14 protein-coding genes are annotated in these 13,042 nt (G+C 44.6%); 8 read left to right on the top strand and 6 right to left on the bottom strand.

Annotation, left to right across the window (positions count from 1 at the left end):
* A partial coding sequence (locus AC805_RS24950; protein ID WP_156341499.1) for a helix-turn-helix domain-containing protein occupies positions 1 to 135 on the bottom strand: 135 nt, incomplete at its 3' end.
* Between the two features lie 219 nt (positions 136 to 354).
* Here AC805_RS24950 and AC805_RS20300 point away from each other — a divergent pair.
* The 5 genes from AC805_RS20300 to AC805_RS20280 all read left to right on the top strand — a co-directional run bounded on the left by AC805_RS20300 (position 355) and on the right by AC805_RS20280 (position 5,506).
* Complete coding sequence (locus AC805_RS20300; RefSeq protein ID WP_055077090.1) at positions 355 to 951, top strand: GerMN domain-containing protein; 597 nt, start codon at positions 355 to 357, stop codon at positions 949 to 951.
* 113 nt (positions 952 to 1,064) lie between these two features.
* On the top strand, positions 1,065 to 2,630 hold the full coding sequence (locus AC805_RS20295; RefSeq protein ID WP_055077089.1) for a glycoside hydrolase family 3 N-terminal domain-containing protein: 1,566 nt from the start codon (positions 1,065 to 1,067) through the stop codon (positions 2,628 to 2,630).
* A gap of 7 nt (positions 2,631 to 2,637) precedes the next feature.
* The gene (locus AC805_RS20290; protein WP_072143699.1) at positions 2,638 to 3,285 is read left to right on the top strand and encodes a methyltransferase domain-containing protein; all 648 of its coding nucleotides are present in this window, start codon (positions 2,638 to 2,640) and stop codon (positions 3,283 to 3,285) included.
* 260 nt (positions 3,286 to 3,545) lie between these two features.
* Positions 3,546 to 5,018 (top strand): D-alanyl-D-alanine carboxypeptidase/D-alanyl-D-alanine-endopeptidase, encoded by a 1,473-nt coding sequence (gene dacB / locus AC805_RS20285; RefSeq protein ID WP_072143698.1) that lies wholly within the window; start codon positions 3,546 to 3,548, stop codon positions 5,016 to 5,018.
* A complete protein-coding gene (locus tag AC805_RS20280) occupies positions 5,015 to 5,506 on the top strand; it encodes a hypothetical protein (protein WP_055077086.1) in 492 nt (163 codons plus the stop codon). Before dacB ends, AC805_RS20280 begins: the two co-directional genes overlap by 4 nt.
* 247 nt (positions 5,507 to 5,753) lie before the next feature.
* On the opposite strand, the gene AC805_RS20275 is transcribed toward AC805_RS20280, so the two are convergent.
* The gene (locus tag AC805_RS20275) at positions 5,754 to 6,137 is read right to left on the bottom strand and encodes a pentapeptide repeat-containing protein (protein WP_055077085.1); all 384 of its coding nucleotides are present in this window, start codon (positions 6,135 to 6,137) and stop codon (positions 5,754 to 5,756) included.
* 110 nt (positions 6,138 to 6,247) lie between these two features.
* On the opposite strand from AC805_RS20275, the gene AC805_RS20270 reads away from it, so the two are divergent.
* Positions 6,248 to 6,964, top strand: coding sequence for a ThiF family adenylyltransferase (locus AC805_RS20270; RefSeq protein ID WP_055077084.1), 717 nt, complete (start codon positions 6,248 to 6,250; stop codon positions 6,962 to 6,964).
* A gap of 128 nt (positions 6,965 to 7,092) precedes the next feature.
* Here the strand turns inward: AC805_RS20270 and cynS are convergent, their stop codons facing one another.
* From cynS to AC805_RS20255, 3 genes are all read right to left on the bottom strand, one after another.
* Positions 7,093 to 7,539: a cyanase gene (gene cynS, locus AC805_RS20265; protein WP_055077083.1), complete on the bottom strand. Its 447-nt coding sequence runs from the start codon at positions 7,537 to 7,539 to the stop codon at positions 7,093 to 7,095.
* A gap of 58 nt (positions 7,540 to 7,597) precedes the next feature.
* Positions 7,598 to 8,098 (bottom strand): hypothetical protein, encoded by a 501-nt coding sequence (locus tag AC805_RS20260; RefSeq protein ID WP_156341498.1) that lies wholly within the window; start codon positions 8,096 to 8,098, stop codon positions 7,598 to 7,600.
* 424 nt (positions 8,099 to 8,522) lie between these two features.
* On the bottom strand, positions 8,523 to 9,152 hold the full coding sequence (locus AC805_RS20255) for a DUF192 domain-containing protein (RefSeq protein WP_231663889.1): 630 nt from the start codon (positions 9,150 to 9,152) through the stop codon (positions 8,523 to 8,525).
* 3 nt (positions 9,153 to 9,155) lie between these two features.
* Between AC805_RS20255 and AC805_RS20250 the strand changes: the two genes are divergently transcribed.
* Complete coding sequence (locus AC805_RS20250; protein WP_055077081.1) at positions 9,156 to 11,375, top strand: glycoside hydrolase; 2,220 nt, start codon at positions 9,156 to 9,158, stop codon at positions 11,373 to 11,375.
* Between the two features lie 74 nt (positions 11,376 to 11,449).
* The gene (locus tag AC805_RS20245; protein WP_009627050.1) at positions 11,450 to 12,007 is read left to right on the top strand and encodes a late competence development ComFB family protein; all 558 of its coding nucleotides are present in this window, start codon (positions 11,450 to 11,452) and stop codon (positions 12,005 to 12,007) included.
* A gap of 26 nt (positions 12,008 to 12,033) precedes the next feature.
* Here the strand turns inward: AC805_RS20245 and AC805_RS20240 are convergent, their stop codons facing one another.
* Positions 12,034 to 12,855, bottom strand: a complete 822-nt coding sequence (locus tag AC805_RS20240; RefSeq protein ID WP_055077080.1) for a peroxiredoxin-like family protein — start codon at positions 12,853 to 12,855, stop codon at positions 12,034 to 12,036.
* Between the last annotated feature and the right edge of the window lie 187 nt (positions 12,856 to 13,042).

Raw genomic sequence — 13,042 nt, 5'->3', positions numbered from 1 at the left:
ACGTTCATACCATGCTTCTGTCCTTGCGGCTAAAGCGCGGTTGTAAACTAATCGAGCGCAACCCATCGTTCTTCTAAGCAAGGTTTCTTGCTCAGGAGTTGGGTAGAATCGATACTTGAATGCTTTTTGCGCCATGCTCACATTATGTCAGATATTATGTAAGATGCCTGCATTAATATAAAGCCGTGCTAGAAGCACGGGGTTTTAAACCCAGTTTTCCGATAAAACCCTATAGGGGCTAGAGGCGCTAAGCGCCTCTAGCCCCTATAGGGTTTTATGAAGATGTAAGGAGCTAATTCAAGTTTGTTTGCGTCAAGAGTATGATGCAAATAGTCAATGTCGAGGAGCGTAATCATGAAAATTCCAACTTTAAGTAAAAATACTTGGTTAGGTTTAGTAGCGGCGGCAGTTGTTGGTGGCTCTGGTGCGGCAATTTTGGTTAACTCTACTCTGAACAATCAACCAAATCCCCAATCATCTGCGCCCAGCTCCATCAATCAAGTCAGCCAGTCCCCGACAGCAACGAGAGCCGTTGATGGACAATTGGCAGTTTACTGGATTGAATCAAGCAAGAATAAGCTGGTTGCCGTACCGATCGCCGTTAAAGCCAAAAGTAATGACGAAGCGATCGCCTCCGTCATTAAAACCTTGATTTCCGAGAATCCACCCGAATCCAAGCTATACAGTGCTATTCCTGCCAATACCCAAGTATTGAGTGCAGTTACCAAAAATAAGGAAATTCGGATTAATTTTTCCAAAGACTTTACGAAAGGTGGCGGTTCGGCATCAATGCAAGGAAGGATCATTCAGGTTTTGTACACTGCGACTAGTCTAGAGCCTGATGCTAAGGTCTATTTGTCCGTTGAGGGCAAGCCCTTAAAATATATTGGTGGCGAAGGATTAGAAGTACCTCAACCAATGACAAGGAAAGATTTTGCGCTAGAGTTTTAAGCCCTACCTTGTTAAAATCTTCCTTGTGAAGAGTTATCTTCTGGCTTTCTCCTGCAAAATACTACTTTTTAGTAAATCTAGTTAGTAAATCTAGTTAGTAAATCTTGTAAATTATGTCATTGATCGACTTGCCCGATATTGATAGCCTGAGCCTCATTGAGCAAGTTTCTCAAATGGTGGTGGTACGTACCTGTGGAATGCTATACGACCACCAGATCCAGTACCCAGAATGGGAATTATCCAATGCCAAACTCCAAACTCTGATCGGACAATATGGGGTTGGGGGAGTTATTTTGTTGGGTGGCAGCGCCCCCGAAGTCGCTCTGAGAACCTGCCAATTGCAGTCTATGGCAAAGATACCTTTGCTAATCGCCGCAGATATTGAAGAGGGAGTAGGACAGCGCTTTAGCGGTGCAACATGGTTCCCACCCCCGATGGCTTTGCAGGCGGTGTCGATGAAATATGCCGAGGATATGGGGAAAATTACGGCGGAGGAGGCTTTGGCGATCGGGATTAACTGGATGCTCGCGCCGATTGTCGATATTAACAATAATCCTGAAAATCCTGTGATTAACGTACGGGCTTTTGGGATTACCGTGGGTGAGGTAATGGGGGCGACGCGAGGATTTATTTCTGGTGCAAAGCAACATCCCGTTTTGATCACAGCGAAGCACTTTCCAGGGCATGGGGATACTTCGGTAGATTCCCATTTACAGACCCCCGTAGTTCCTCACGATCGCCAGAGATTTGATAATGTCGAATTTCCGCCCTTTATCAATGCGATCGCGGCGGGAGTCGATGCGATTATGAGCGCCCATATTTTTGTCCCAGAATTGGATCCTCAAAATATTGCGACCCTGTCCCATCGGATTATCACGGGAATTTTACGCAATGAACTTGGCTTTGAGGGAATTATTACTACGGATGCTCTGATTATGTCAGGGGTGTCTAATTTAGGTAGTCCTGAGGAGATTGCCGTTAAAGCCGTCAAAGCAGGTGTAGATATATTACTAATGCCCGTCGATCCGATCGCCACAATCCATGCCATTTGTGCGGCGGTAGAAAACCAAGAAATCTCGCAAGCGCAAATTCGCGCTTCAGTCCAAAGGATTTGGAAAGCAAAACAAAAGATTGCTGGGATTCCGCAAAATCTGCAAAAACTCGGTAATCCTGAGCATCTCGATATTGCCGCTCAAATTGCCACCAAGTCCATTAATGTTTATTCCTCTATCTCCACCTTGGCATCAAGTAGCGCCCAAGAGCGGTTAGATGCAAATTATCTCAATCTAATTGTTGTTGACGATCCCCTGACCTGTGAAGAATTCCTGTGTAAGCGATCGCCTGCGGTACGATTGCCCAACCACAACGGCTATCAACGCATTATTGCGGATGGATTGATGCTAGAAAATCTGAAATACGATCAATTTTCACAAGTATTTATCCAAATCTTTAGTCGCGGCAATCCATTCCGAGGGAATACAAATCTGCTTCAAAAAATTCAAAATCTAGTCAAGTTAATGCTCCTAGACAATAAATTGCAAGCAGTGGTGCTCTATGGCAGCCCCTATACTTTAGATGAGATTTTGCCCCTATTACCGATGCAGATGCCTTGGGGCTTTGCCTATAGTCAACAGCCAGAGGCACAGATGGCAGTCTTGCAACAATTAGGGTTTGAATAAAGCAGCTATGGGTACCTTGATTCGGTTTGTTTTCATGGCCGTAATTACCTGCTCGACCTTATTGGCTTGCAATGCTTTTTTTGTGAATAGTCCTCTATCTCCCCCCAACCAGCTAGAGACTGTTGCGCCTGCAAATGTTGCTATTACTGTCACCAAGGCATCCGAGCCTGAGCGCCTTCCCGATGCTCCCTATCTGCAAACACCGATGGCAGCAGTGCAGAAAATGCTCCAGATGGCAAATGTCAAAGAAACCGATGTTGTGTACGATCTGGGCAGTGGTGATGGCAGGATTGCGATCGCTGCGGCGCAGATGTTTGGGGCTAAAGCGATCGGCATTGAGATCGATCCCGAACTAATTCGCGAATCCGATCGGGAATTAAAATCAGCGATCGCTAAAACACCGACAATTTACGATCGGATTAAATTTATTCAGCAAGATTTTTTTAAGGCGGATTTGCGGGATGTTACGGTGGTTACGCTATACCTTTTGCCAGAGGCAAATCTCCGCGTCCGTAATGAAATTTTATCCAAACTAAAAGCAGGAACAAAGGTGATTTCCTATGAATATGATTTGGGAGATTTACCTGCTAGTCAAATGGAAAAAATCAAAATAGGCGATCAAGAACAGACTATTTATCTATGGGTTTTAAGCTAATCAAACCTCCAAAGATGATTGGCGACGCTTTACGTCGCCAATCATCTTTGGAGGTTTGGTATAAGGGTTTTCAAGTTATAGCTGCCGCCAGTCTTGTTAGGACAAAATTAAAACCCAAAATATTGTTGCCGCGCGGAGCGCGGCAACAATATTTTGGGTTTTCTATCCTGATATTGATAGCTGCTATCAATATCAGGATAGAGGCTCTATTTATCTTTTGTGCTAGTCTGTTAGCTCTCTCAATTTCATTCTATTTCTTAATGAAAAACAGTCTATTTGCCGAGATTGCACTGATTTTATCCTCCTTAATTGTAGTAATTCCCATTCAAGCTCAAAGCGATCGCCTATGTCCTGCACAGATGCAAAAAGAGGTGGAAAAAATTGCCCAATCCCCTAAATTAAATCACTCACGCGTTGGTGTTTTTATCCAAACTAATGGGACTAAATCGCAAACATTGGCAAGTCTAGATAGCGATCGCTATTTTATGCCTGCTTCTAATACCAAATTATTTGTGACGGCGACTGCTATCAAAACTTTGGGGGCTGACTACCGCTTTGCGACTCGATTAATGTCGCGCAATCCTCCTAATGATAGGGGTGAAATCGATCATGGACTGTGGTTAGTTGCTTCAGGTGATCCGAGTTTGCAATCGGCGACAGGACTCAAATCCCTAGTCACACAACTCAAGAATAAAGGGGTAAAGCAGATCAATGGCGGAATCTGGACTTTGACAGCCCGCAAGGGGGCAGAGATTGGCGATAGTTGGGAATGGGGAGATTTACAGGAATATTATGGAGCGAAGGCTTCACCATTTACCATTAATGAAAATGCTCTCAATTGGATAGTTAGTCCCTCTTCAATCGGCAAGCCTGCAATATTTGCATGGGAAGAACCCAACTTCGCAACCGACTGGCGGGTAGATAATCAATCAATCACTGTTGGAGCCGATGAGCCATCTACCTTACAAGTGATTCGTCCCTATGGTCAAAAAGTGGTGATCATCACAGGACAAGTACCCGAAAAATCTGAACCTGAGCTTGGTGGTGTGGCAATTCCCGATCCTGAAGCCAATCTATTAGCGCTTTTACGCCAAGAACTGCTCGCGCAGGGCATTACCATCTCTTCAGACAGTAGTAACAAAAATAGTAACAAAGCTCAAAAGCTTCCCCCGATCCAAGATTTGGCGATCGCTTTGTCGCCGCCGCTTTCGGAATTAATCAGTATCACCAACAAAAATAGTAACAATCTTTACGCTGAACTCTTGCTCCGTGCTTTGGGCGATCGCTTCCATGAAGTCCTTCCCGATGACAGTGTATTGGGCGGTTTGCTCGCCGTTAACAAGTATTTACAATCGATCAATGTCCCCTCTGATAACGCTCTATTAGTCGATGGTTCGGGGCTATCGCGTCAGAATTTGACCACCCCCAAAACGATCGTGCAGCTTTTACAAAGTATGGCTAGCGATCGCCATTTTCGTAAATCCTTAGCGATCGCGGGTGTTGATGGTAGTCTAACTAATCGATTTAAAAATACTGATGCACAGGGCATAATTCAAGCCAAGACTGGCGGATTGACAGGATCTGTTGCCCTATCTGGCTATGCTAGTCCGCCGCACTATCGCGAAGTTATTTTCAGTATCATCATTAATAACAGCAATCTTCCGTCAAAGGAATTGAAGCAATACATTGATGCGATCGCCCTACTATTAACTCGCCTTGATACCTGTGAATGAAAAACTGGTTGGCTCAAAATAAATTCCTATGCATAGCGGTTATAGCCTTAGCCCTAGTCAGTATCTCGGCAATTACAGTCATCGCCTTGTCTCCCCAGACAACCTCTTCTCAGATCGACCCATCAGCCCAGTCTCAGCAATGTTCAGCTATGACAGATAGCCTCAGTAAATCCGATAGTTTGCAATTTCATCCCATTAAGATTTTGGCTGAACCTTGGCGTGGTGAGCATCATGTTTACGCCATATTTGCCTTACCGCTGCAATATCAGAAGATCTACCATCGCTCGCAATTGCTGGTTAAGGGCAACGATACCCCTTGGCAGATTACGCCCACCGATGGACGTAAATATGGTGTTGCCATTCCCCAAGGTCATTTTTTGGTAATCGGATTTTTTCGGACTCGCCTCGCCCTTTGGTACTGGGCAAATGGTCGCTTTGGTGATTTGCAACAACCCTGTAACTGGACGCTCCATCTATTTCCTAAGTAATACCAAAACACAAAATGGCTAAACCATTTTGTGTTTTAAAAACCCTTACTGGGCTTGGTTTTTAATTCACTGAAGTGTTGTCTCACTTCAGTGAATTGGTGTTATAGCTATCGCCAAATGGACTAGGACATAAACCGCAAGAATTGACTGGCGGCGCTTCGCGCCGCCAGTCAATTCTTGCGGTTTGATTTGTCCTAATTTAAGTGACTGTAGCTATAAAAGCCTTGCTTAGCAAGGCTTTTACTTTTTAGGGGTGAATGGAACCATCGGGCATAGTTGCGCCACTTAAATTTGTACGATCGAGTTTCGTCAAGCTAAGGTCAGCTTTGAGGAGATTGGCTTCGCTTAGGTTGGCATGATTGAGATCGGCGCGAGTTAAAATTGCTCCTCTTAGATCGGCTTTGGTGAGGTTTGCCTGACTGAGATCTGCCCAGCCGAGATCGGCTCCGCGTAGGTCTGCGCCGCTCAAATTAACGTGGGTTAAGATCGATTCGCTCAGGTCAATCCCATGCAGCGAGACTCCCTGCATATCGATGTCATGCAGATGGGTTTGCTCGAAGTTGCGATCGCCTTTAGCATAGCGATCGAGTAGTTCGGTCTTAGTTAGCGCGGCATGGGAGGGTAATGTCATAGGTTTGGGCTAAAACCGCTAAAATTCGGTTTTACAATCATAACAACAAACAGACGAATAGGAGAAATGGCGCTTTGAGCTGGCTCTTTGTTATAATCTGATTTTTTGTGATGACAGATTGGTTACAACGAACGGAACTGCTGATTGGTGCTGATGGATTGAAAAAACTCCAACAGGCTAATGTCTTAGTAGTTGGAATGGGAGGTGTGGGCAGTTTCGCGGCGGAGTTTTTATGTCGAGCGGGGATCGGTCGCATGACAATTGTGGATGGCGATCGCGTCGATCCCTCCAATAAAAATCGTCAGATTGTCGCGCTCGATAGTACTGTCGATGTTCATAAAGCAGATGTCATGGCGGTGAGAATGCGTGATATCAATCCAGAGATGCAATTGACCGTCATTAAGGAATTTTTAACTCCCGATCTGATGATGGAGTTAGTTACGACTAAGTTTGATTGGGTACTAGACTGCATTGATAGTTTGCAGCCCAAGCTTTATTTTCTGGGGGCAGCGGCTACGAATGGGGTAAAGGTAGCCAGTAGTATGGGCGCTGGTGGCAGGATCGATCCGCAAAAGGTGAGAATCGCGCCAATTTTTGAAACTGATTGTTGTCGGTTTGCTTACAAAATTCGGAAAGGGCTAAGGCGTAAGGGTTTCGCTCAGGCAAATATTATTGCTGTTTATTCCGAGGAGTTGGTCAATCGGAATTCATTGCAGTTAACCGATGGCAGTAACTTTAAGCGATCGTATTACGGCACAATTTCCTACTTACCTGCCCTATTTGGTTTAAACCTTGCCAGTATTGTCATTCGCGATTTAATCGCATAGTTTTATAGCTATCGCCAAATGTACTAGGACATAACCCCCAAGGATTGACTGGCGGCGCGAAGCGCCGCCAGTCAATCCTTGGGGTTTGATTTGTCCTAATTCAATTGACTGTAGCTATACCAGAGGATTTACCACTTTTTATAAGGCAAAAACTTACCGTTCATCGTCACCTTAACGCGATCGCCTTTGGGATCTTCCACCTTCTCGATGTCGAGGGTAAAGTCAATGGCACTCATGATGCCATCGCCAAACTTCTCATGAATAATTTCCTTAATGGGATAACCATACACCTGCATGATTTCGTAAAAGCGATAAATGAGCGGATCGGTAGGAATTACTGCGCCTAAGCCTTTACTGGGGAAGGAGCTTAATGCCGAAACAATATCTTCCCCTAGCTCCAAGATATCGGCAATTTTTTGGGCTTCTTCAACGGAAGTACTATTCTGACCATAAAACAACGACGCGATCCAGACTTCATCATGTCCAATCAACTCTTCAAGATCGGCAAAGCTTAAACCTTTTGCTTTTTTGGCGGCAAGGAGGGTATGGGTAAAAGCAGGAAATTCAACTGTCATAAAATTTATTTGGGTTTTCTTAGCTTGGGTTTTCTTAGCTAGTTCATCATTTAGTAGCCTAGTAGCCGAGGCTTTCGTTGCGCTTGCTCTGTGGAAGTTCCGATACGGTGGATGGGACTTCACGCTTGGGGCGAAGCGGAGCTGCTTGTAAAAAAATTGATTTTTCTGGACTCTCCCTTACTAACTCTCCAGGCTTCTTTTGAATTGATTGCAACATCTCATTGTCAAAAGACCCTGCGGCATTAGTCAGTTGTCGTTCTTGGCGTTGGAGTTGTTCTAATTTTTTATATTGTTGATTCCATTGTTCTTGAGCATAAACCGTCCACCCATAAATAGCGAATACCGAGGCAGTGAGTAAAACGGTAGCAGCGATAGAAAGTTTTTGGGTAGCCATCAAAACCCGCAACCATAGGGGCAAAGGAAAAGAGTTTGTCCTTGGCAACCGTTTCACATTGCGATTATTGGCTGGGGGGCGACTTGCTTGCAGGCGTTTATTCTTGCGATCAAGAGGCTGAGGGGATCTCTGTGGTTCAGGCATTCTCGCTCTGCTAGCTGTCATTTTCTTAACTCTTTTTTCACTCAAGATTCACCACTGCTACTTGTAGCACTTTCAGGGAGAAATTACAAAGTAGTTTTTGAACATTTTAAAAATAAATTTTAAAAATAAATTTTAAAATTTATTTGGAATTTATTTGGAATTTATTTTGGGTTAGAGACTTACTAGCAATGAATTAGTACAGAACCCGCTATAGGAAACAGTACAGACTTTGCTAAATAACTTAATAAATAGGTTGTGGGAATTAAATGTTGGCTAGGTTAGCGATAGCGTAACCCATCATCTTTATACAATTGAATTTTTATACAATTGAATTGTAAAAGCATGTTATGGATGCGTTACGTTACGCTAATGCATCCTACAGATAATTTAGCTTTTAATTTAGCTTTCCTACTTACACAAAATAGAATCACAAGAATTATAGCGATCATTGATTTTTTGGCAACAAGAATTTGACAGAAATCCGATCGCCTTCTTTTAAACCGAGTTCTTGGGTTAAACCAGATCTCACTTCAATGACGTTGTCAGCAACGACACCACCCTCTGGATAGATCGGACAGGGATCGCTTTTACAGGTCGTCGCATTACGGGCGATCGCTTTTACTTCGCCATTGAGCAAGAAAATAATATCGAGGGGAGAAGGGGTGTTTTTCATCCAAAAAGCCACGGGACGCGCGGGAATGAAGGGAAATAGCATACCGCGATCGTCGGTCAAGGGCGGGCGAAACATTAATCCCTTCTCCTGTTCATCTGGGGAGTTAGCTACCTCTAGTTGGATTTCTTTTCCTGAGATAGTCGCTGTGGCAGTAATTGACAAGTATTGAGCCAGCTCTGAAACTGGTTTGGGTTTGGTTTGGGGAGCAAGGGTTGGCGTAGATGAAGTTGCGGGGATCGCTATGCTAGTAGATGGTTTTGATGCATCATTACCCGTAGGAGCACAGCCCATTAAACATATACTGAGGCTAATCGTACATAGCTTTATACAAAGTATTTGGATCGAACTAGGGTTAGGTGTGTCACAATTTCTAGAAGTATTGCCAGTCATATTGCCAGTCATCCTATGTCCTTTCCTCTACATATCGCATTTATCTGGCACCAACATCAACCTCTTTACAAAAGTGCGATCGCTGGCAAATATCATTTGCCTTGGGTGAGGTTGCATGGCGTAAAAGATTATTTAGATTTGGCATTGATGTTGTCAAGATACCCCAAACTTCATCAGACGATTAACCTCGTGCCATCTTTGATTCTCCAATTACAAGACTATGTGGAGGGGAAAGCATTCGATCCTTATCTATCACTAACCTTGACTCCTGTGGATACGCTAACGCGATCGCAGAAAAACTTTATTGTCGAACATTTTTTTGATGCCAACCATCAAACAATGATCGAGCCATACCATCGCTATGCCGATTTATGGGCACAAAGACAGGCTTACGGCATTGATTGGTGCATTAATAATTGGCAAGCACCTGATTTTAGTGATTTACTGGCTTGGCATAATTTGTCATGGATCGATCCCCTATTTCGAGATACCGATCCCGAAATTGCCGAATGGTTCAGCCGTGGTAAAGATTTCACCCTTGCCGATCGCCAAAGAATTTATAGCAAGCAACGCAAGATCATCGCTCAAATTTTGCCCCAGCATCGGCTAATGCAAGAGCAAGGACAACTGGAAATTACGACCACTCCTTATATGCACCCGATCATGCCTCTCCTCGCCGATACGCAGGCGGGTAGGATCGCTGTACCGCAGATAAATCTGCCTAACAATCGCTTCCGCCATGAGCCAGATATCACGCTGCATTTAGAAAAAGCTAAGGAGGTTTACCGCCATCACTTCAACCGTGAGCCCAAGGGGTTGTGGCCATCGGAGCAATCCGTTAGTCCCGCAATTTTGCCCCATGTCTCTAAGCAAGGATTTTCTTGGCTATGTTCCGATGAAGGGATTTTAGGCTGGAGCCTCGGACATTATTTCCGTCGCGATGAGCGGGGAGCGATCGATGCCCCTCACCTGCTCTACCAACCCTATCGATTGGAAACAATTCACGGGGACTTAGCAATTATCTTTCGCGATCGCCTGCTGTCCGATCTCATTGGCTTTAGTTATGGCGCACTTTTACCGCAAGCTGCCAGTGATGACCTATGCGATCGCTTGATGGCGATCCACAGGCAGCAAAATGAGTATTTAGCCGAACATCCAGAAAGTCAGCCTTGGTTGGTAACGATCGCCCTTGATGGGGAAAACTGTTGGGAATTTTATCCTCAAGATGGCAATCCGTTTTTGCAGACCCTATATGAAAATCTTTCTAACAACGACAATCTCAAATTGGTTACCCCCTCGGAATATCTAGAAAAATTTCCCCCCGTAGAAAAAATCCCCCCGCATCAGTTGCATAGCGGCTCTTGGATTGACTCTAGTTTTACGACATGGATCGGCGACCCTGTCAAAAATAGAGCTTGGGAGTTACTTGCCGAAGCCAGAAATGTTTTAGCAAGTCATCAAGAGGCAACGCCAGATAATAATCCCGAAGCATGGGAAAGCTTGATGGCAGCCGAAGGATCGGATTGGTTCTGGTGGTTTGGTGAGGGACATAGCTCCAATGATGATGCCATGTTCGATCGCCTATTCCGCGAGCATCTACAGGTCATTTATCGAGCCTTGAACGAACCAGTCCCCCACGCCTTGCTCTATCCTCTCGAACCCCACGATGTCTCTACCAGCGATCGTCCTACCAATCTCATCGAGCCCTTAATTAACGGCAGATTTGAAAATGAGGGTTGGCAAGGGGCAGGCAAAATTGAAATTAGTGGCGCACGCGGGGCAATGCATCAAAATGCTCCTGTCAAGCGCCTATGGTATGGTTACGATCATTTTTATTGCTACTTACGCCTAGAATTTAGTAATCTAGAGAGCATTGTTCAAAGTAAACTACATTTGTTATGGTTTTATCCGAGTAGGATCCACCCCAACAGCCCTGTCAAGCTTCTTGATATGCCTGATGTATCACCGCTAAATTATTTATTTCGCCATCACCTAGCGATCGATTTTGCCGATAAATCAGTCCAGCTTCAAGAATCTACAGAAAAGTTTCAGTGGGAAACCATCGCAACTCATACGAAAATAGGTTTTGAGCAATGTTTAGAAATTGCCGTACCTTGGAGCGATTTGGCCGTTAAGCCTCAGTCTGTAGCAAGACTCGTTATTCTGCTTAGCCAAAAAGAGCATTTTCAGATGTCTCTGCCCGAGTATACGATTATCCCTATTGAAGTACCCTAGTGTTGCGCCTTAATATTGCGCCTTAATATTGCGCCATAATGTTGCGGTAATGTTGCGTTATTAAAGAGATAACAGTGGAAAAGCTAGAAAAAACCAGCATTGAGTCGATTGTCGATCAGGCTTTGCAAGATGGCTACTTAACTCCAGCGATGGAGTCGGAAGTTGGGCGAATTTGTGACAGTGCCTTTGAACTATCCGTTGAAGAATATATGGCACTCGATCGCCTGATGGGTGCATTGCTGACGGGAGAGGTGGTTGCCGTTCCCCGCAAGCAGTTTATTAATGTGATGGAAGAGTTGGTGCTGAGCGAAGCCGTGGCAAGGGTCGCAGAGATCGAGGCAACAAGTAATAAAGTCCTAGACTTGGGGGATATTGCCGCCTATGCCCTAAATCGTTTACCGCCTCTATACGCCACTACAGAACAGGGTGCTAATTATCAACGCGATCGTGCCCTTGCCGATTTACAACATTTGATCGCCCAGCAGGTCAAGGAAGCGATCGATCGCAATATCGATCGTCCTGAATTTTTCCCCGATCGCTCTAATTTTGGATCGATTAATAAGGACTCCGTACTTTCCCAGCTTAGCAATCTTTTGCAAGCCTATGCCCCTGACTTTGAGGAAAAGGTTTAGGAAGGAATTGATTTTTGACTGGTAGATTAATTTGTGGATTGATTGCCAAACAAAAATGTCAATGGGTAGCTGGGGGTAGCAGTAAAACCTAGAATGCCGCGATCGCGATGCTCGTAGATCAGTGCGTTATGCTCGTCAAATAAGAAAGTCCCACCACGCTGAGTCATATAGGACGCATCGGGAACGTAGGCTTTCCAGTTGCCGAGAACTTCTGCCATGTTTCGCAAGCGCAAAGTTGCTAGCTCAAAAGGACGTTGAAAGCCTTTACCGCCCGCCCATTGGAAGAATGAGCCTTTTAAAGCTGGTAATGGTGAGGCTTTAATTATTTCTTCATCACCGATCAGTTGGGGGGCAAAGCGATCGCCACGATAGCCACGAAAAACCTCTGCTAAGGTGCCTTGACTGCCAATCCCCGCACACATCAGCATTAAATTAATCCAAGCGCTTTGTCCTGCGGATAGTAAGGGGTATTTCGCAGTCAATCCTGAGTACAGACCTAACTGACGATGTAACTCTCCTGTAGCATCAATAAATAGGCTGTTTTCATCAAAGCCCGTAAATTTGCAAAAATACTGACCCGATTGGCGATCGCCGATACCTACAGCTCTAACAACAATTCCTGCGGATTGAATGCGATCGATTTCTCGCTGTATCCACCAAATATATTCGAGGCTATCAAAATCGCCTAATTGTGGAAGCACTAAAATCAATTTACGGTTTAATTTGCGGTTTAATTCGTGCTGTTCTGATGGGCAATTATCGCAATGATCAAGAATGGAAGCGATCGCGCCATCACTAACACGCTGCCTTTGCGTTTGACTCAGAATCTCGTAAGTATTTTGATTCATACCGTAATTAACTTACCTAAAGAAAATATGTATAATGCCAATTCACAAAAGTGTGACAATACTTTTGTGAATTATAGCTACCGCCAGTCTTGTTAGGACAAAATTAAAACCCAAGATCGTGTTGTCGCGCGGAGCGCGGCAACATGATCTTGGGTTTTATGTCCTGATACAGTTGGCGGTAGCTATA

Origin of the sequence: Pseudanabaena sp. 'Roaring Creek', assembly GCF_001402795.1 — a bacterium.
GTDB lineage: Bacteria > Cyanobacteriota > Cyanobacteriia > Pseudanabaenales > Pseudanabaenaceae > Pseudanabaena.
The sequence above is the reverse complement of the archived record's forward strand: the minus strand, read 5'-3'. Positions and strand labels throughout refer to the sequence as shown.